The following is a 19,317-nucleotide window of genomic DNA, read 5'->3' as shown; positions in this document are numbered from 1 at the left end:
ATAAAAGCAATGTGATTACAAAATAGATATCGCATTTAATTTATCCTGTAAATTATAATTTGGTTTTTTTAAGAAATTCAGTATATTTTTAACAGCGCTATCTCCAACATCAGAGAAATAAGCTTGATTTTCCAAAAAAATCATACGTAAATTTTCTTCGTAAATAGCTTGATTATAAATAACTGAGTTCATCTTTTTCTTTGCTTCTTCGAGCGTTCCCACAATATATCCGAGCTTCTTTTCTTTTATATTTTGTGGATAAAATGGGGCAGAAGAAAACTCCAGAACAAAAGGAATAGAATGGTACGCTAAACTTTCCATAAGAGTAGAGGAGAATGCGGAGACACTGATTTTTGTTGAGGCCAATATAGTACCTAAATCTTCACCAGTTTTTATTTCTAAATTCGGAAGCGTACTTAATCTATTTAGCCAGTCTTGATCTATTTTGTATTCAGGATGCTCACGAAGCCATACTCTGTAACACGGAAAGCTCTCTGCACACCAGGATGCAAATTCAAGAATTTTTTCTAAATATTCTTTGTTTAAAATAATGATTGGAGCTTGAAGAAAAAAAGTGATTATATTTTCTTTTATAGGTTCTGGAACTTTATGACAATATCCCATTGATACATACTTCGGGGCAGGATTATATTTTCTCCAAAGGTTGTTGAATGTATTTCCCCAAGTAAGAAAGTAGTTATAGTTCATGTTGCGGAACCGAGAGTGCATTACCGACGGCCAGCCCTGCTGGATACAAATTGACGGAATGTTATATTGTTTTCCAATTACGGATAAAGCTTCCATTTCGGGATGACAACCTTCCAAAAGTACTATACATTTTGGTTTAAAAATAGATAAGTATATAAGAAAGTTATTAGTAAACTGGAAGATATCGAAAAAGTTTCTTTTAAGAAATGATTGGTGAAGACATTGAGCTTCATTTATTAATTGAAACTCTACAAAAGTAATATAGTCGTTTTTAACACTAAAATTTTCCAGATCAAAATTATAGAAGATGATAGTATTCTCACGTATCTGCTCTAATATCGGGAGAAAATAGTAAAGTTGTCTCAAATTATAGCAGTAGAAACAAATTGCGCCTTTGCATTCTTTGAAAAAAATCACGCTTTCAGTTTCTTGAAAATGACCTGTTTCAATATAAGAATAATCGGTTGAAGTCGGAAGTAATGGTTTAAGATTACAATTCCAAATAAGTCTTTTAAGGACTTCTTTGGAATTACCAGATAATCGTCTATTATTATATTTATCTCTGAACGGAAAAAAAATATCTAGCCATAATGTATCTATTATTACTTTAGAAAAATCTAACTCTTGTAAATAAATTGCAGCTTGATTAATGTGTTGACACCTATTTATAAAAAGCAATAATAGTTCGTTTAGGGTATCAATAAATTCTAGATAAAAATCCTTATTTTTCTCCATTTTGTAAGTACTTAACATATGTTTCAGCCAATTCCCAATCAATAGGCTCATCAATATCTATTGCAAAATGATCGTTCATTTCAATGATGCCGACCGTACCTGAAATTAGCTGTTTACTTTGCTTTATGGCTTGGATTGTGCTCCCATATAGTGCTCCAGATTCGATTAAATAACCTTTAAAATCTTGTCTTCTTGGTTTATTTTTCCAATTATAATCTATAGAATGCCCATCTTCTGTCCATCGAAAATGTTTTAATCTGGCACAGGACAAAACTGAATCATATTGATTATTTTCAATTTTAGAAATAGCCGCTTGGATGTCTCTAACGGTTGTTTGAGGAGAAGTTGCCTGTAATAATACCAGTTTATCGTGGCTACTATAAGAATGACCATTTAAAAATTCAAGAACTACGGCTGTTGATGGTGAATCATCTCCTGCATTTATTCTACTTCGGTGAAATATAAAAACTTGTCCCGAATACATTTCTGCCACGATTGCCTTAACTATATTATCGTCTGTTGCTATCCATACTTCATCGAAAGCATGGGATGTTAGGGCCGTATCTAGTACCCATTGAAACAACGGCTTATCAATAAACTGTTTATGATTCTTTCCTATAATACCCTTGCTTCCATTCCTCAGAGGTATAAATGCAATAATTTTATTAGCCATATATGGGTTTAAATATTCTTTTAGAAAGGATTCATAAAGATTAGACGGTTTAGACACAGGTTAACCCTAATTCGCATTATAATTTTTTTATCTTTTTTGTAATTTATTTTTGTCATATCATTAATTTACCTATCTTGGATTATGTAATACATAAACCAGGTGTTTTTGTAAAGTTAGAAAATATTTATAATTTTTTTAGATTTTTAAACGATCCTAAATATATAGCACCATTCAGTTTATTCTATGGTTTGTGCTCGCGATGAAATCTGAATTACATTTATGATTTTTTAAGCCAGTTTTAATCTTAAATAAAATTAATATGCCAATTTTAAATATGCTTTTAAATAAAAGCAACAAAGATAATAATCTTACTTTCGTATGTAGAAGCATATTACGCTATTATAATGCTCGAAATACCTTCAGTGGAGTCCAAAAATTAGTCAATGCTCATTTAGAATATCCTTCGGTTTTGGCATTAATTGATACTTTAGTAAAATACGGTATCGATAGTGCTGTAATTCGGAAAGCAGAATATCAATATACAGATTTTAAAGTCCCATTTGTTTGTGCTATTCAGCGCCCAGAGTGGCCGGCGCCCTACTTTACTTTAGTCACGGAAGTAAATCAGGCGAGTATTACCTACGAGGATCCCATAAAAAAAACTCGAAGTGTAACCGCAATGGAAGATTTTGCCAAAATAGATAAGGATATAGTTCTTTTAATAGAGGAAAATAATCTTTTGGATGAGGTTGATTACGAGTTACATGTGAAAAAGGAGAATAAAGAGAGAATTAAAAGATTACTGTTTCTATCATTTTTAATGGTCGTTTGGTCCAGTTTTTTTTTCTGTAATTTTTTCTTCTTCTCATTCCCAATTAATTTAATCGGTTCACTATTTTTTCTCTTAGCTACAGTTGGAACCTGTATAGGATTTTTGCTAATATCGCATGACATTGATTCCCATAATTCTTTTGTAAAAGAAGTTTGTGGAAGAAAACGGGGGAAAGTTAATTGTGATGCAGTACTTAATTCAAAGGGGAATAGCTTTTTGGGGATTAGCTGGTCTGTGATTGGTTTTACTTATTTTTTTTCGTTCCTTTTATCGCAATTACTTTTTGGCTTAACAAATACTCTCAATTTATCTGTTTGGTCAATAGTGTCGTTATTAGCAATGCCCTATGTCTTTTACTCCATTTATTATCAATGGAAGATCGTTAAGCAATGGTGCCCATTATGTTTAGCAGTGCAAGCTGTGTTATTTTTTTTGGCCATATTATCTTTGAGCTACCTTACAATCTTCGGACTCCATTTTTTATCGAATATATTTCAATTATTAATACTATGTGGGATCGGGGTTTTTATTTTTGGTATGACGGTAAGTATGATTCCCGTGTTAAAGGGATTTAAGGAGAAGGAAGATTATAAGAAAAAATGGGAACGACTTCGTTTTAATCCCGATATCTTTAATATGCTCCTCCAAAAGAAACCTGCAAATAAATTTCCTACTGAAGGATTGGGGATTCAGATTGGCGATCCCAATGCTAGGTATGAAATTATTAAGATTTGTAATCCTTACTGCGGTCCATGTAAAAAATCCCACTCTGAACTCAATGAACTAATTCAGCTAAATCCAAATGTAAGAGCACGTATCATTTTTACAGCTACTGGAGAAGATACCGATATCAAAACACTTCCCGTACAGCACTTTTTGGCGATAGAGGCACAATACGGGCCGGAAGTTGTCAAAGAAGCATTAGACAAATGGTATACGGAGGAAATTAATAAATATGAAGATTTTGCTCAACAATATCCTGTTTATAAAGGGTTAACGGAGCAGGATCAGAAAATAAAAGCTATGGCTGCGTGGTGTGATTCAATGAAAATTCGGGTCACCCCCACTTTTTTTATAAATGGGTATGAACTGCCTGATTCCTATCGGATCAATGAGCTGAAGAATATTCTTTAAAAAACAGGAAAAAAGCTGGGCGCACGCATCTACGGTCTTCTTACTAAGTATATGTTTCTCTAAAAAAATCTCCGATCAATGTCCCGGAGGAAGTGGACATTATAAACTTAGATTAAAAAAATGAAAAAGATCAGTTTGAAAATGATCCCAAGAGAGGAATTCCTTTCAAGGGAGGAATTGAAAAGTATCACAGGTGGAGAAACGGGCAGTGATGCAGAGGGTGGCTTATTTTGTAAATCAACATCGTGCACCCTTTCTATCCAAGGTGATGATGGCAAATGGATAACAAAAACAGGCACCTGTAGAAACATTGAAAGCTCAATGTCCAGATGTTATTGTGATGCTGGGCTAGGAGAAGTCCATTTAACTTCCAATAGTGGTATTAGTAGATGCTATAAAGATTGGTAGTATTTAAATCAAAGTGTTCATTCTATATGAATGAACACTTCTAATTTTTTATTTATATGAGGCTAATTTATTTAAATTTATTGCTTTTCATTGCGAGTTGCACCCCTACAATTGCTCCAAAAGATTCGGTATATATCGGGGGTAATATTAAAAATCTTTCTCCGGGTACTGTGTACTTATTAAATTCTAAAAGAGAAGCGATTGATTCCGTTTATGTAAAAGATGGGAAATTTTCCTTTTCATTGCAGAGGGATCCAGAAAATGACTTTTATACCTTAAGCCATATAGATGATATTGGCATGAAATCCGTTTTTCAGTTTCCGACGGATAGAACATTTAGAGGAGGGCCATTACAGGTAGATTTTTTTATGGCTGATGATACGGTGAAATTAGGGGGAAACTTAAAGGTTTTTCATTCAAGACAGATTAAAATGGCCGATAATATACAATTAGTATATCCAGATGAACCTCTGAGTGCTGGAAAACAGACCCGGGCTATGTATAGCGTCAACTGGGACCTAAACAACCGTATCACGGATTCTGCGTTTGTTTTTATACAGCAACAGGTCAAAGAGTATCCCTATTCTATCTATTTGCTGAAACAGATTTTGGAAAACCGAGCAAATTTCAGTGTCAGACAATTACAGCTTCTTCTGCCACTTTTTGATGAGGATATGCAACAGAGGAAGGAGGCTGTCGAAATAAAAGCGTCTATATTGAATCGACAAGTTTCTTCAGGGAAAATTGTTTCATTTGAACTAAAGTCAGTTGATGGTGGGGTAAAACGGATTATTAATCGAAATAGTAAAGTTAATATATTGGTGTTTTGGGCAAGCTGGTGTGGACCATGTTTGCAGGAAATCCCCGATATGAAGAAGCTCTATCAAAAATACAAGGATGAAAATAAAGTCCATTGGGTATCTGTTTCACTGGATCGCAATGAGCTTGCTTGGAAGAATAGTCTGGAAGAGAACAATATGCCTTGGGAGCAGTTTATCGTACCATCTGAAAAAATAAATTTCTTGTACGATATATTGGAGCTAGATGGAAGTATCCCAGCGGTTTTATTTGTCAATAATCAAGGTAAAATCATTAACAAACTCATAGGTTATGACAAGGGAAATATAAAATACTATGACAAAATTATTCTTGAAAATCTAGCTAAAAACTAATTAAGAGAATTGGAGTTTTACCGCCATATTTTGATGAATGATTATAAAAATATTTGTAGTTACCTGAGCAAAATAATTCTATAAAAGTGATAAAGCATTTTCCTTTTTATAAACAGATGGACATGATGGATTGTGGGGCTACTTGCCTTCGCATGATTTTCAAATACTATGGACAAACTATTTCTATTCATAAGATTCGTAGATTGTGCCAAACAACAGGCACAGGAGTCAATTTATTAGGAATCAGCGAAGCGGCAGAAAAGCTGGGTTTTCGTACATATGGTGTACGCCTTACTCTTGAACAGCTTGGGGAGGTTGAGCTTCCATGTATCTTACACTGGAACCAGAACCATTTTGTGGTGGTCTATAAGGTGAAGAAGGAAAGTTATTATGTAGCAGATCCTTCTGTCGGGTTAATAAAATATCATAGTAAAGAGTTTGCGAAGAACTGGTATTCGTCAAAGGAATTACATTTGGGGCTTTCTCTCATACTAAGCCCTGGTCCAGAACTTTATAAGCTAGACGAGGAGAAGGATAATCTTTCATTAAAATGGATGAAGTTGTTCCTCTATTTTTATAAATATAAAAGATTGTTTATCCAATTGGCTCTGGGACTTTTCCTGGGAACTATTTTACAGCTCATTGGTCCCTTTCTTACCCAATCCGTAGTGGATATTGGTATCAATACAAAAAACATAAGCTTTATTAACCTTATCCTTATCGCCCAGCTTATGCTTTTTATTGGTGGTACAGCGGTTTCATTTATACGTTCTTGGATTCTACTGCACATTAGTACACGGGTGAATATCTCGATACTAACCGATCTGCTTATAAAGATCATGAAATTGCCTATGGAATTTTTCGACGTTAAGACTCATGGCGATCTTATGCAGCGCATGTCAGATCAACAACGTATAGAAGCGTTCCTTACAGGGGACACTTTGAACATTCTATTTTCTTTAATCAATATGTTGATTTTTGGGACGCTATTAATAATCTACAATAAAGCGATCTTTTTTGTGTTCTTTATCTCAACCTTGTTTTACACAGGTTGGATATTATTATTTATGAAATATAGAAGAGATCTGGATAACAGGAAATTTAAGATATCTTCCGAAAATCAAACATATACCGTGGAGATGATCCAGAGCATTAAGGATATCAAGTTAAATAACGCTCAGAAGCAGAAACGATGGGGGTGGGAAGCGCTTCAGGCGCGGTTTTTAAAATTTAAGGTAAAAAGCCTTGCATTATCACAATTTCAGTCTTTGGGCTCCATGGCAATCAACCAAACGAAAGGTATTCTCATTACTTATCTGAGTGCAAAAGCTGTAATTGATGGTGATATGACTCTAGGTGGAATGATGGCAGTCCAATATATTGCAGGAATGGTAAGTAGCCCTGTAGAATCATTACTGGGATTTATGCACGCATATCAGGATGCAAAAATAAGTATGGAACGTCTTAATGAAATTTACGAAGCGGATGGAGAGGAGGATATGCAGCGAGATTATCTGATCAATTTACCGGAACAAAAGGATATTGAAATACGTAATCTGACTTTTCGATACTACGGGGCTGGAAATGAACCCATATTTACGAAGTTAAATCTGCATTTTCCGGCAGGTAAAACAACTGCTATAGTTGGAACTAGTGGCAGCGGAAAAACAACAATACTCAAACTACTCTTACGTTTTTATAATTCTGAGGAAGGTGAAATATTTGTTGGCGGAAAGCGGCTGGAGCAGATTGACTTTGCCTTATGGCGAGAAGCTTGTGGGGCTGTTCTTCAAGATAATTATGTGTATGCTGATACCATCGAAAGAAATATAGCTGTTAATGATGAGTTTCCGGACCAGCGGCGATTGCAGAATGCAATTGAAATAGCGAACTTAACTGAATTCATTAGTGAACAACCTTTCGGACTAGCAACCAAGATCGGAACCGCTGGAAAAGGGGTGAGCCAGGGCCAACGCCAGCGGTTAATGATAGCGAGGGCTGTATATAAGGAGCCTGAGTTTATATTTTTGGATGAGGCGACCAATGCGTTGGATGCAAATAATGAGAAAGCGATCATAGAGAACTTAAACTCATTTTTTAAGAATAGAACAGTGATTGTGATCGCTCATCGACTGAGCACAGTCAAGAATGCAGACAATATTGTCGTTATAGAGAAGGGAGAAATTGTTGAACAAGGTTCACATCATCAGTTAGTGGAGATGAGAGGGAAGTATTTTGAACTGGTAAGAAATCAATTGGAACTGGGAAGTTAGAACACTTTATGGAAGAGCAAATTATCATCGAATCAGAATCCCATTCTGAAGATCTTCAAGAAATTATAACTAAGCCTCCATCGTGGCTGTTGCGATGGGGAATAAGCTGTATTTTGTTTATTGTTGTGGCATTATTGGGTATATCTTGCTTTATTCGTTATCCGGAAATGATAGACGTCCCAGTTAAATTTAATACTGAAGAGTCTCCGAAGTTCGTATCGGCCAAAGTATCAGGCAATTTGGTGAAATTGCTCCGTAAAGATGGAAACTGGGTGACACCGGGCACGCCATTAGCGTATTTGGAAAGTACGGCAGACCACGATCAAGTTTTAACCCTATTGGGACATTTGTACGAATTACAAAAAAATAATGAAAGTCCCTATGATCTCAAAGAAAGAATTATGGCTAGAAATCTTAATCTAGGTGAGCTTCAAGAGAGCTATCATACCTTTTATCTTGCATATTTGAACTATCTCTCATCCCGGAATAATGGTATTTTTCAAAAACGAAGGATAGTGATCAATAAAGAGGTCGCGAATGTAAATAAGCAATATGAAAAAAGCAATCAATCATTTCAATTGCAAAAGCAACAATTGAAACTTGCTGAGCAAGATTATGAAAAGTATAAACTTCTTGCCGAAAAGAAAGTTATCAGCCCTGCCGAACTGCAGGAAAAAGAAACTCTGTTACTCTCCAAAAGGCAGATAATCCCTCAGATGGAAAATAATTTGATTTCCTACGAAGGCAATATCATATCCAAACATAGGGAACTCGCAGATCTTGAAAACCAGATTACGGAAGAGCAGAAGAAATTTATTCAATCACTGAACAGTTTTATTAGTGATGCAGAAAACTGGAAAAAACAATATGTGATTGTAAGTTTTTCCGAGGGGAAACTAATATATAGCGAATTCCTGCAAGTTAACCAATCTGTTTCTGTGGGCCAAAAGCTTTTCTATATTAACCCAAAAAATGAACAGTACTACGGTGAATTGACAATATCTCAGGACATTTCGGCGAAGGTAAGGCTTGGTCAACAGGCTCTTATAAAAGTGCGGAGCTACCCGTATGGGGAGTATGGATATCTTCGTGGCAGAGTATCGTATATTTCAGAAATACCCATAAGGGACAGTACTTTTTTTGTTAAGCTTGATCTCCTACGCAGTGGTAAAGATTCCTTGATTCAGCTTAAGCCTGGAATTCTAGGCAATGCAGAGATTATAACAGAAGACAAATCTATATTCAAAAGAGTATGGGATAATCTCACCAAAAATCTCGAATTTCAATAAACAGGTAAATGTTAGATCGTATTTAATTGATATATATATATATATATATAGAAAAACTATAATGTTTCATAGGTAGAATTTTACAAAAAAATGAAAATTGTAATATGAAAGTGAAAGAAAAAATTCCAGTTGTTTCAATTAATCTGGACAGAAGAATTGATAGAAAGAACCACATAATCGGTCAATTCCGTGACAGAGCGGAATTTGAACTTCGTGTTGTTCGAGCCATTGAGCACACAATTGGCGCAATAGGGTTGTGGCAGACTTTACATAAGATAGTTATGGACGCGGAGAGAGAGCAGCTAAACTACGTCATTATATGCGAGGATGATCATTGTTTCACCTCTAATTACAATGAGGTTAATCTAAGGAATCTTATAAAAAGAGCAGATCAAAAGCAAGCTGATATTTTACTCGGTGGAGTGAGTCACTTTGAAGATGCAGTACAGGTAGGCCAAGATCTCTTTTGGATCAATTATTTTTCAGGATTTCAATTTACATTGATTTTTAACCGTTTTTTTAAACGAATTCTGAATCTCGACTTTAAGGAATATGATAATATTGATATGAAAATGAGTGAAATAAGTCAGAACATGTATTGTATGTATCCTTTTATTTCTATCCAAAAAGAGTTTGGCTATTCAGATGTGACTAAAAAAAATGAACAAAAGGGAAGGGTGGATGAATACTTCAAAAAAACAGAGCAACGTCTTGAGACGTTATTGTCTTTACGCTCTCAGTTAGAAAACCTTTAAATTAAAGATCATGGTAAGCGAAATTAGTATATCTACCTATGTTATAAATATCCCGAAAAGAAAGGATAGATTGAAGCACATTTTATCCCAGTATGAGGGGCGAAATGAATTTGACGTAAAAGTAGTTGATGCTTCTGTCCACGTGAACGGAGCGATTGGGCTTTGGATGAGTATATGCCGTATTATAAAGATGGCTCTTGAAAATGATGAAGACGTTATCATAATTTGTGAGGATGATCATGAGTTTACCGCAGATTATAACACTGAAAACTTTCTGTCAGCTATTTACGAAGCAAACCGTTTGGGAGCAAATTTCTTACTTGGAGGAATTCTTGGTGGCTATACGAATATCTTGCCGCTTCCATCGGGATTGACATGGATTGATGCCTTTTGGGGAACTCAATTTGTTGTTGTTTATCGTTCGTTTTTTGAAGCAATTTTAGCAGAACCATTTTCAGAGAAGGACGTTGCCGATGGTAAGTTTTCGGAAATGACGAGCAACAAATTTGTTATGTATCCTATGATTTCCATTCAGAAAGAATTCGGTTATTCCGATATAACATCAATAAACGGTGTAGACGGACATTTGGAAGCTATTATCCAGTATACAATGTTAAGGATGCATAAAATTCATGAAGTGTATTGGAGTAACGTTTTAACAATAGGAGAGAGAACCTAAATGATTATATGTTATACGGATTTAAGCTCTGGCAAATATCTTGACAAAAAGCTTTTTAGTTGCATATTTGGTTGTCGTTCCCAATTACTATGAAGAAAACCCATTTTTGCTTGGATAATCGTTTGGAATATTGGCATCAAAGTCTTAGATTAGTTCTATGAAGTACTTGCAGCTAAAACGTATGTCAAACCAGTGAGTTATTCGGTGAGCAGGGAAAGAGAAGGTTTGTAAATTACTGATAAATAGATTAATGCAAGTAGGGTTCGATTCCCCTACGGGCTACAGATCGAAAGAGTAAAACTTAAAAAAGCTTGCAATTTATATTGCAAGCTTTTTTTGTCTTTTAGTATCTAAAAAAACCAATACGAACTTCCAGGAAAAAAGGGTATCATAAGCAAAAGTTGTAGGGGGATAAAAAATAATCTGCTATTGATCATAACCCTGAATGGAAAAACATCCTTCATTAACGAAACTATAAATTTAACGAAAAAAAAATGACAACATTTCCGGTTATAGCCTCTACTCTTTCTGCCAAACAATTAGGCGATTTTGTGATAAATAGATATGGCCTAGACGACAAATACCAATGTTCCTTATTCAGAACAGGAATGAATCACACGTATTTTCTTTCCAACACCGAAACGAAATACGTTTTGCGCGTTTATAGTCATAATTGGCGGTCAAAATCCGAAATTATTGAAGAGCTTGAACTTCTGAAATCATTGAAGAAGAATAATTTAAGTGTTTCTTTTCCAATTGAAGATAAAGACGGAGGGTTCATTCAAGAAATAAATGCGCCTGAAGGAATCCGATATGTTGTACTTTTTTCCTTTGCTCAAGGGGAGAAAATTCGATTTATGGACAAGGAAACTTGTTTTCGAATAGGTTCTCTAATGGCAAATATGCACAACCATACCGAAAACAAGAATATTAACCGTGTGTCTTACAATAAGAAGTCTCTTATAGAACTACCTTATGCGTATTTACAACAATTCTTTTCAGACAAGTTGCCAGAAATGGAATTCATCGAGGGGTTTGGCAGAAATTTTCAAAATTCAGATTTTGATAATACAAAAACCGGAATTATACATATGGATATCTGGTATGATAATATGGCCGTTACAGCTGAAAAGGAGATTACGATTTTTGACTTTGACTTTTGTGGAAATGGATGGCAAATTTTAGATGTTGGATATTTCTGCAAACAACTGTTTTTCATAGAATCAGATAAAGAGCAGTATGAATTAAAAATGCAAAGCTTCTTGCGGGGATACCAGAGCAATAGATTTTTATCTGAAAAAGAGCTCAGCTTAATACCAAAAGCTGGCGCATCTATTTTTATTTTTTATCTGGGCGTACAGGCACAAAGATTTGATTGGTCCAACATATTTTTGACAGAAAACTATCTTAAAATGTTTGTTGGAAGAATTAAAGCTTGGATGGATTATTACACAAAGAACGAAGTTACTGGGGCTGTATAAGAAATTACAGGTATTTTCTCCTATTGGTAATTAAAATGTAACGTATTAATTTTACCTTTAATATTCCAAATAATAGAATTTTATGAAGGCACATACGTACGAAACACAATCGACGATTACACCTGAAAAAGCATTAAATTTCCTGAAGGAGGGAAACCAGCGCTTTGTTAATAACCTGAAAGCTAACCGCGATCTACTTGAACAGGTGAACGCTACGCGTGAGGGACAATGGCCATTTGCCGTGGTGCTAAGCTGCATCGATAGCCGTACTTCAGCTGAACTTATATTTGATCAGGGATTGGGCGATATCTTCAGTATCCGGATTGCCGGAAATTTTGTCAATCAAGATATTTTAGGTTCGATGGAGTTTGGTTGCAATGTGGCAGGTTCTAAACTTGTTGTCGTTCTAGGGCATACCAAATGTGGAGCATTAAAAGGAGGATTGGATGCGGCACAGATTGAGGGTATGGGAATGGATAACCTAAATCATTTGATAAATCATTTCGACCCAATCATTAATGAGGTGATCGATAAGGGGGAAGAACGTTCTTCTAAAAATAGTGTGTTGCTTGAAAAACTAAATCAACAGAACATTAAACATGCGATCCGTGACATTCGCAGACAAAGTTCAACGCTTCGTAAACTTGAAGAAGAGGGTAAAATTAAGATTGTTGGCGCAAACTATGACGTTGAGACCGGTAGCGTAAGTTGGTTGTAAGTTGTAGAGACAGACAAATAGGTTTTGTCGTTTATAAAAGATGAACAACCGCAGCTGACTTGACTACCGATTCAACATTGCCGATGGGATATAGTTGTCAATACTAACAAAATCTTGATCTACTTATTACAAATTTAAGTAGATCAAGATCTTATAAAGTAACCGATGTAATCAAAATAAATTCCTTATAGACGAGCATCCACTAATTTTCGGTCGAGTAGGCCCTTGATATCAAAAACAACGGATGGGTTCTTTTTTAAGTTGTTGAGATCCAAATGCAAAAATTCTCGGTGTCCAACGGCAAGTATAACGCTGTCATAATCTGCAGATTCAGGAAGAGATGACAATAGCTCGAGATTGAAATGTGATTTCACATCATCTACATTTACCCATGGATCGTAGACATCTACCTTTAAACCAAACTCTTGGAGGTCATGGATCATGTCAATGACCTTGCTGTTTCTAATATCAGGACAATTTTCTTTGAATGTAATACCTAATACCAGCGCTTTGGCTCCCTCAAATTTGATATTTTTTTGAATCATCAGTTTAACAACTTTTGAAGCAATGAAAGAAGCAATTTGATCATTCACCTCTCTGCCAGATAAAATGACGTGGGGATGATAGCCTAGTTGAGTTGCTTTTTGAGCAAGATAATAAGGGTCCACAGAAATACAATGGCCTCCGACTAAACCCGGTTTAAAACGAAGGAAGTTATATTTTGTACCTGCAGCATCTAACACGTCCTGTGTATCTATGCCCACTCGGTCGAAGATTAGCGCGAGCTCATTCATAAAGGAAATATTTACATCACGCTGCGCATTTTCGATCACTTTGGCAGCTTCGGCAACTTTGATTGAAGGGGCCAAATGTGTCCCGGCTTCAATAATATTTTTATAAAGTCCATCTACCACCAATCCGGCCTCAGGCGTGCTTCCGGAAGTCACCTTCATGACTTTTTGAAGTGAATTTACTTTATCGCCTGGATTAATGCGTTCTGGGGAATAGCCAACAAAAAAATCTTGATTAAATTTTAATCCCGAGAAAGTCTCCAAAACAGGTATACACTCTTCTTCAGTACAACCAGGATAAACAGTAGATTCATAGATCACCAAATCACCTTTTGTCAAAAGTTCTCCAATCATTTTGGAAGCTTTTAACAAAGGGGACAAGTCTGGTGAATTATAACGGTCTATCGGAGTTGGAACAGTTACAATATAGACATTTGCATCAGCAATATCGGCTGTAGAATTGCTTGCATCATATCCTTTACTTTGGTTTGATGTAGAGAATAAGTCTCGCGCCCGTTTTAACTCTTTTTGATCCGTTTCTAGGGTGCGGTCAAGGCCTTGCTTAAGCTCTTCAATACGTGTTTTATTTATGTCAAATCCAATCACCGGGAAAAAATCGGAAAATGCTATTGCTAATGGCAATCCCACATATCCTTGGCCGATGACGGCAATCTTTTTTACCTTAAAATCTCTCATATATAGCTGTAAATATACGTTCTTTGCTTTAATTTTAACCCCTTGTCAACCAACCTCTGCGTCCAGCTGTCGCTATCGCATACGGTGTAATCCAGAATAAGCTGAAGGCATAAAATATACTGTAACTATAAGCCCAGAAAGCTTCTTTGGCGTCGGAGTTTTTAGAAGCAAAGAAATAGGCCTGTATGCTGGAAAATATTAAGATACCGACCAACGTTGAGCTTAAGAACATCAATGGATAATGAAATACAGTCCACAGCATCAATAACATCATTGGATAAGACAATAATACTTTTTTCCATTGCATAAGCAATAAGATACGTGCTCCCCATTTAGGTCCTTGACGGAAATTCTTAAATGCAAATTGACTCATCGCAATGTTTTCGCGCACGTTGCTTCGCTCCCAACGGATAAACATCTTGTACAAATTTTTATAACGTACAGGAGTGTCGGTGTAAACGTATGCATTGGATTGAAATAACACATGATACCCCTGTTTTAGGATCATATTGGTCATCGCGCGATCTTCACCGATATCAGACGGTTGCCCCATAAAAGTCTGGTTAATCCAATCCTCCAAACAGTTCATGACAGCCTCTTTACGATAGCCGGACAAGGCTCCTGGTGTACACATGACCGTGCCCAACATACTTTGCGCCGAACGTACAAACTCAAAGCTGAATACGAAGCTAACGTTCAACATACGAGGTATAATCGCTTTTTTCGTATTCAGTACGCGCACGTTACCCGCAACTGCTCCACACTCTTTGTTTGTTACAAAAGGACTCGCCATATTACGTATGGTATCCTTTTTAACAATAGAATCACTATCAACCGTAATAAAGATTTCTCCCGTACCTAACTTAAATCCACGGTATAAGGCATGTCTCTTACCCATATTCTTGGGCTGCTGATAAATTTCAACACGATCGCCCAATTCCATTTTGGCACGTTGTATCCAGGCAAAGGTATTGTCCTTACTACCGTCATCAATAGCGATGATCTGAAGTTTCTTCTCCGGATAATCACTGCTAGCCAAACTATGTAAGGTATCATAGACTAACTGCCCTTCGTTATAAGCCGGAACAATAATCGTACAAGTAGGTAGCTCATCGTCCGATACAGAAGCAATGGGCTTATATTTACGGTGAAGTACAATTAAAAAAATCAAAAAACTGATGGCAATAGCCGCTAAAAGTATCCCGAAAACAATCAAAAATGTTCCGCCAATACTGTCTAAACGTTGGAAACGTAACGCATCAAAATCAGGTTGAAGCATGTATACGCCAAAAACAGACGCAAATAGTATAAAAAAAGTCGCTCCAAAAATACCATATTCTCTTGGACCAAAGTTGCTTTCCTCGTTTTTGCTCACTGTATGATCAGATCGCTTTTCTCCTGCATTTACATCATATACCGCAGGCTGCCATTGTTTGGTCATCTGCTTGGATACGATCGAGTTTTCTTTCATGTAATTCATAACCGTTCTATTTTAGATACACATTCGTTCATTCTATATTTAACCGATACCGCAATCGGCATCATTTGTAATGAAAATATTACGATTGCATAAACGCAAAAGACATGCCTTTATTTTGTGCCAAAAATGGCACCACTGTTCAAATTGTAACGTTCTTGATACAAAGTAATATTGAGTAAGTTGTTATTTTTCAGTGTTTTAATTTTGTTTTGTAATAAAAATCGATTAAAATATAATAACGATATGGGCAGTAGACTTTTAAGGTTTTTTAACATTTGCCTGCAGATTGTTAAGAAAAATTGACAACTTTTGTGACAAACTGTGTAGGAAAGGGGCAATCGGTCAGGTGAAGAATTCGGCTGAAGCCCAATTAGAAAAGCAACAGATAGCACAAAAAAAAAGACACTCCCAAAAGAGAGCGTCTCCAATATGATTGAGTTTCGGAATCGTCTTTATCCGCCAAATTCCATCAGATAATTTTTTAGAAAATCATTTAGATCACCATCCAGGACAGCTTGTGTATTGGAGGTTTCGTAATTGGTCCGTAAATCTTTAATTAACTTGTAAGGATGTAGGACATAATTTCGAATTTGGGATCCCCATTCTATTTTCTTTTTGTTTCCTTCAATAGCAGCGGTAGCTTCCTGGCGTTTACGCATTTCAATCTCGTATAACTGTGATTTCAATAAGCGCATCGCATTTTCTTTGTTTTGTAATTGCGATCTGGATTCCTGATTTTTAATAATAATGCCAGTAGGTTTGTGATGTAATCGAACGGCTGTTTCCACCTTATTCACGTTCTGACCTCCTGCACCACCTGAGCGGAACGTGTCCCATTCGATTTCCGAATCCTTCACATCAATCTCAATATTATCATCAATCAAGGGATAAACATAAACAGACGCGAACGAGGTATGGCGTTTTGCATTGGAATCAAACGGAGAAATCCGAACGAGCCTGTGTACACCGTTTTCTCCCTTAAGGTAGCCATAAGCGAAATCGCCTGATATTTGTAAGGTTACACTCTTAATGCCTGCAACGTCACCTTCCTGCGAATCTTGTTCGGTCACTTTATACCCATTTTTCTCGCCCCACATAATATACATACGCATCAGCATGGCAGCCCAGTCACAACTTTCAGTCCCGCCGGCACCAGCTGTAATCTGTAAAATTGCATCCAGCTGATCTTCTTCGGCGCTAAGCATGTTTTTGAATTCGAGCTCCTCAACTTTCTCTAAAGCTAGTTTATATTGGTCGTCCACTTCCTTATCACTCGCGTCGCCAGATTGGAAGAATTCATACATGACATAGGCGTCTTCAACCGCCGCTGCAACTTCGTCGAAGTGGTCTGTCCATACCTTTTGGTTTTTTATGGACAAGAGTATTTTCTCTGCAGCTTTGGAATCATCCCAAAAACTTGCTTCAAGCGTAATAGCTTGATCTCTTTCTATCTCTTCTTTGCGTGCATCGATGTCAAAGATGCCTCCTCAGGGAAGTAACACGATCCCTCAAGTCTTGAATTTGTTCTTTTGTCATATCCGCTAAAGTAGAAATTTTAATTAATAAATTCGTGCTTCTATCGAATAACTTCGCACCCAATATAGATTGCCCAATAGGGATAATTTGACCTTTTTTTTTAGTTTTGGTATTGTCAACGGAATAAACCTTCATTTAAGGATCTACACGATGTGTAACAATGAAATACTGAAGGCTCTTATTGATGTTTAAAACAAATAATTTCAGTAAAAACAGTATGTTCCCAAAAATTAATTTTACAACGACTGAGGCCTATAAGAATCTAGCGCAGCATTTTGGTTCTTTTGCAGGGCTATCTAGCAATAGCGAAAAAAATGATCTACGCACACTTTTCGCCGCAGATCCCGCACGTTTTGAGAAGTTCTCGATCGCTTTTGAAGATATACTTTTGGATTACTCCAAAAATCGGATTACTGCAGAAACAAAAGCGCTCTTGGTCCAGTTAGCTAAAGAATGTGGTCTTGCTGATGCGATAACAGCGATGTTCTCGGGTGAGCGCATCAACGTGACCGAAAACAGACCGGTGTTACACACCGCTTTGCGAAATCAATCCGATCAGCCCGTTTATGTGGACGGAAAGGATGTCATGCCCGACGTTAAACGCGTGCTGGCACAAATGAAAGCCTTCACGGAAAAGATTATAGCTGGTGAGTGGAAAGGATATACGGGTAAAGAAATTACAGCTGTGGTGAATATCGGTATCGGTGGTTCAGATCTAGGTCCTGTGATGGTAACAGAAGCCTTAAAAGCATATAAAACGCGCTTAAATGTACATTTTGTCTCCAACGTAGACGGTACACACATTGCTGAAACATTGAAAGCTGTGGATCCTGAAACAACCTTGTTTCTGATTGCTTCAAAAACTTTCACAACGCAGGAAACGATGGCCAATGCGCATACAGCTAAAGACTGGTTTTTGGCGAGCGGAGCCGTTCAGGAAGATGTCGCTAAGCATTTTGCAGCATTGAGCACGAATACAGAAGCAGTACGTGCCTTTGGAATAGATACTCAAAATATGTTTGAGTTTTGGGACTGGGTAGGCGGGCGTTATTCCCTGTGGTCTGCTATAGGTCTTTCCATTAGCTTGGCAATAGGCTTTGATAATTTCGAGGAACTTTTAAAAGGTGCCTACGATGCGGACGTTCATTTTAAGGAAACTTTTTTCGAATCCAATATTCCCGTGATATTGGCTTTACTTGGTGTATGGTACAATAATTTTTTCAAGGCCGAAAGCCATGCAATTCTCCCTTACGATCAATATCTGCACCGTTTTGCTGCATATTTCCAACAAGGGGATATGGAAAGTAACGGCAAATATGTGGACCGTAATGGTCAACAGGTGGACTATCAGACTGGACCGATTATATGGGGTGAACCTGGTACGAACGGACAGCATGCCTTCTATCAGTTGATTCACCAGGGAACCAAATTGATTCCTTGTGATTTCATTGCGCCTGCCAATAGTCTTAATCCGATCGGAAACCACCACCAATTGCTGTTGTCTAACTTTTTTGCACAGACTGAGGCTTTGATGAATGGCAAAACGGAGGAAGAAGTAGTTGCCGAATTAAAGAAAGCAGGCAAATCGGACCAAGAAATCGAGTTGCTTAAAGCCTATAAAGTTTTTGAAGGTAATCGCCCAACGAATTCCATCCTGTTCAAAATAATGACACCACGTACTTTAGGACGACTTATCGCATTGTATGAGCATAAGATTTTTGTGCAGGGTGTGATCTGGAATATTTATAGCTTTGATCAATGGGGTGTGGAGCTAGGTAAACAATTGGCCAATCAAATCCTTCCGGAATTAAGTGACGCCAATACGGTTACGAGTCATGACTCTTCTACCAATGGATTGATCAATGCCTATAAAGCTTGGCGGGATTAAAATTGCTCTTTGTGATCTAAATTAGATCCGGGATGAAACATATGAAACGGGGCTGTTCAACTTTTGGAC

The 19,317-nt window shown here is 36.8% G+C and carries 15 protein-coding genes; 10 read left to right on the top strand and 5 right to left on the bottom strand.

Annotated features, from left to right (window positions below):
- Positions 1 to 15: 15 nt before the first annotated feature.
- On the bottom strand, positions 16 to 1,443 hold the full coding sequence (locus AACH28_RS15215; RefSeq protein WP_341830911.1) for a hypothetical protein: 1,428 nt from the start codon (positions 1,441 to 1,443) through the stop codon (positions 16 to 18).
- The gene (locus tag AACH28_RS15210) at positions 1,430 to 2,116 is read right to left on the bottom strand and encodes an acylneuraminate cytidylyltransferase family protein (RefSeq protein WP_341830910.1); all 687 of its coding nucleotides are present in this window, start codon (positions 2,114 to 2,116) and stop codon (positions 1,430 to 1,432) included. The genes AACH28_RS15215 and AACH28_RS15210 overlap by 14 nt, the downstream gene beginning before the upstream one ends.
- A 319-nt stretch (positions 2,117 to 2,435) precedes the next feature.
- Here AACH28_RS15210 and AACH28_RS15205 point away from each other — a divergent pair, with 319 nt between their 5' ends.
- From AACH28_RS15205 to AACH28_RS15165, 9 genes are all read left to right on the top strand, one after another.
- Positions 2,436 to 4,082 carry a vitamin K epoxide reductase family protein gene (locus AACH28_RS15205; RefSeq protein ID WP_341830909.1) on the top strand — a complete coding sequence of 549 codons (1,647 nt, stop codon included), beginning with the start codon at positions 2,436 to 2,438 and terminating at the stop codon, positions 4,080 to 4,082.
- 120 nt (positions 4,083 to 4,202) lie between these two features.
- Complete coding sequence (locus tag AACH28_RS15200; RefSeq protein ID WP_341830908.1) at positions 4,203 to 4,490, top strand: hypothetical protein; 288 nt, start codon at positions 4,203 to 4,205, stop codon at positions 4,488 to 4,490.
- Positions 4,491 to 4,546: 56 nt separating this feature from the next.
- Positions 4,547 to 5,662, top strand: a complete 1,116-nt coding sequence (locus AACH28_RS15195; protein WP_341830907.1) for a TlpA disulfide reductase family protein — start codon at positions 4,547 to 4,549, stop codon at positions 5,660 to 5,662.
- Positions 5,663 to 5,748: 86 nt separating this feature from the next.
- Entirely contained in the window at positions 5,749 to 7,935 is a 2,187-nt protein-coding gene (locus tag AACH28_RS15190) for a peptidase domain-containing ABC transporter (protein ID WP_341830906.1), read from the top strand.
- Positions 7,936 to 7,943: 8 nt separating this feature from the next.
- Positions 7,944 to 9,224 carry an HlyD family efflux transporter periplasmic adaptor subunit gene (locus tag AACH28_RS15185; RefSeq protein WP_341830905.1) on the top strand — a complete coding sequence of 427 codons (1,281 nt, stop codon included), beginning with the start codon at positions 7,944 to 7,946 and terminating at the stop codon, positions 9,222 to 9,224.
- A gap of 104 nt (positions 9,225 to 9,328) precedes the next feature.
- Positions 9,329 to 9,979 (top strand): hypothetical protein, encoded by a 651-nt coding sequence (locus tag AACH28_RS15180; RefSeq protein WP_341830904.1) that lies wholly within the window; start codon positions 9,329 to 9,331, stop codon positions 9,977 to 9,979.
- 10 nt (positions 9,980 to 9,989) lie between these two features.
- Complete coding sequence (locus tag AACH28_RS15175) at positions 9,990 to 10,658, top strand: hypothetical protein (protein ID WP_341830903.1); 669 nt, start codon at positions 9,990 to 9,992, stop codon at positions 10,656 to 10,658.
- A 494-nt stretch (positions 10,659 to 11,152) separates the two neighbouring features.
- Positions 11,153 to 12,139 carry a phosphotransferase gene (locus tag AACH28_RS15170; RefSeq protein WP_341830902.1) on the top strand — a complete coding sequence of 329 codons (987 nt, stop codon included), beginning with the start codon at positions 11,153 to 11,155 and terminating at the stop codon, positions 12,137 to 12,139.
- Between the two features lie 82 nt (positions 12,140 to 12,221).
- Positions 12,222 to 12,857, top strand: coding sequence for a carbonic anhydrase (locus AACH28_RS15165; protein WP_088159797.1), 636 nt, complete (start codon positions 12,222 to 12,224; stop codon positions 12,855 to 12,857).
- A 185-nt stretch (positions 12,858 to 13,042) separates the two neighbouring features.
- Here AACH28_RS15165 and AACH28_RS15160 read toward each other — a convergent pair whose 3' ends face one another.
- The 3 genes from AACH28_RS15160 to prfB all read right to left on the bottom strand — a co-directional run bounded on the left by AACH28_RS15160 (position 13,043) and on the right by prfB (position 17,360).
- Positions 13,043 to 14,344: a nucleotide sugar dehydrogenase gene (locus AACH28_RS15160; protein ID WP_341830901.1), complete on the bottom strand. Its 1,302-nt coding sequence runs from the start codon at positions 14,342 to 14,344 to the stop codon at positions 13,043 to 13,045.
- A 34-nt stretch (positions 14,345 to 14,378) separates the two neighbouring features.
- Positions 14,379 to 15,824, bottom strand: a complete 1,446-nt coding sequence (locus tag AACH28_RS15155; RefSeq protein WP_341830900.1) for a glycosyltransferase — start codon at positions 15,822 to 15,824, stop codon at positions 14,379 to 14,381.
- A 452-nt stretch (positions 15,825 to 16,276) separates the two neighbouring features.
- Positions 16,277 to 17,360, bottom strand: a protein-coding gene (gene prfB / locus AACH28_RS15150) for a peptide chain release factor 2 (protein WP_341830899.1) whose coding sequence is annotated in 2 segments (ribosomal slippage) — positions 16,277 to 17,299 and positions 17,301 to 17,360 — 1,083 coding nt in all. Because the reading frame shifts where the segments join, the coding sequence is not laid out codon by codon here.
- A gap of 217 nt (positions 17,361 to 17,577) precedes the next feature.
- Between prfB and pgi the strand changes: the two genes are divergently transcribed.
- Positions 17,578 to 19,248: a glucose-6-phosphate isomerase gene (gene pgi, locus AACH28_RS15145; protein ID WP_341830898.1), complete on the top strand. Its 1,671-nt coding sequence runs from the start codon at positions 17,578 to 17,580 to the stop codon at positions 19,246 to 19,248.
- Positions 19,249 to 19,317: the final 69 nt, after the last annotated feature.

The sequence above is a fragment of the Sphingobacterium thalpophilum genome (assembly GCF_038396785.1).
GTDB lineage: Bacteria > Bacteroidota > Bacteroidia > Sphingobacteriales > Sphingobacteriaceae > Sphingobacterium > Sphingobacterium thalpophilum_A.
Note: the sequence above shows the minus strand (reverse complement) of the source record. Positions and strands in the feature narration are given on the sequence as shown.

Bases quoted from the DNA above. Each gene is read 5' to 3' on its own strand.
- AACH28_RS15215 (WP_341830911.1), bottom strand. From the start codon at position 1,443: ATGGAGAAAAATAAGGATTTTTATCTAGAATTTATTGATACCCTAAAC.
- AACH28_RS15210 (WP_341830910.1), bottom strand. From the start codon at position 2,116: ATGGCTAATAAAATTATTGCATTTATACCTCTGAGGAATGGAAGCAAG.
- AACH28_RS15205 (WP_341830909.1), top strand. From the start codon at position 2,436: ATGCCAATTTTAAATATGCTTTTAAATAAAAGCAACAAAGATAATAAT.
- AACH28_RS15200 (WP_341830908.1), top strand. From the start codon at position 4,203: ATGAAAAAGATCAGTTTGAAAATGATCCCAAGAGAGGAATTCCTTTCA.
- AACH28_RS15195 (WP_341830907.1), top strand. From the start codon at position 4,547: ATGAGGCTAATTTATTTAAATTTATTGCTTTTCATTGCGAGTTGCACC.
- AACH28_RS15185 (WP_341830905.1), top strand. From the start codon at position 7,944: ATGGAAGAGCAAATTATCATCGAATCAGAATCCCATTCTGAAGATCTT.
- AACH28_RS15180 (WP_341830904.1), top strand. From the start codon at position 9,329: ATGAAAGTGAAAGAAAAAATTCCAGTTGTTTCAATTAATCTGGACAGA.
- AACH28_RS15175 (WP_341830903.1), top strand. From the start codon at position 9,990: ATGGTAAGCGAAATTAGTATATCTACCTATGTTATAAATATCCCGAAA.
- AACH28_RS15170 (WP_341830902.1), top strand. From the start codon at position 11,153: ATGACAACATTTCCGGTTATAGCCTCTACTCTTTCTGCCAAACAATTA.
- AACH28_RS15165 (WP_088159797.1), top strand. From the start codon at position 12,222: ATGAAGGCACATACGTACGAAACACAATCGACGATTACACCTGAAAAA.
- AACH28_RS15160 (WP_341830901.1), bottom strand. From the start codon at position 14,344: ATGAGAGATTTTAAGGTAAAAAAGATTGCCGTCATCGGCCAAGGATAT.
- AACH28_RS15155 (WP_341830900.1), bottom strand. From the start codon at position 15,824: ATGAATTACATGAAAGAAAACTCGATCGTATCCAAGCAGATGACCAAA.
- pgi (WP_341830898.1), top strand. From the start codon at position 17,578: ATGTTCCCAAAAATTAATTTTACAACGACTGAGGCCTATAAGAATCTA.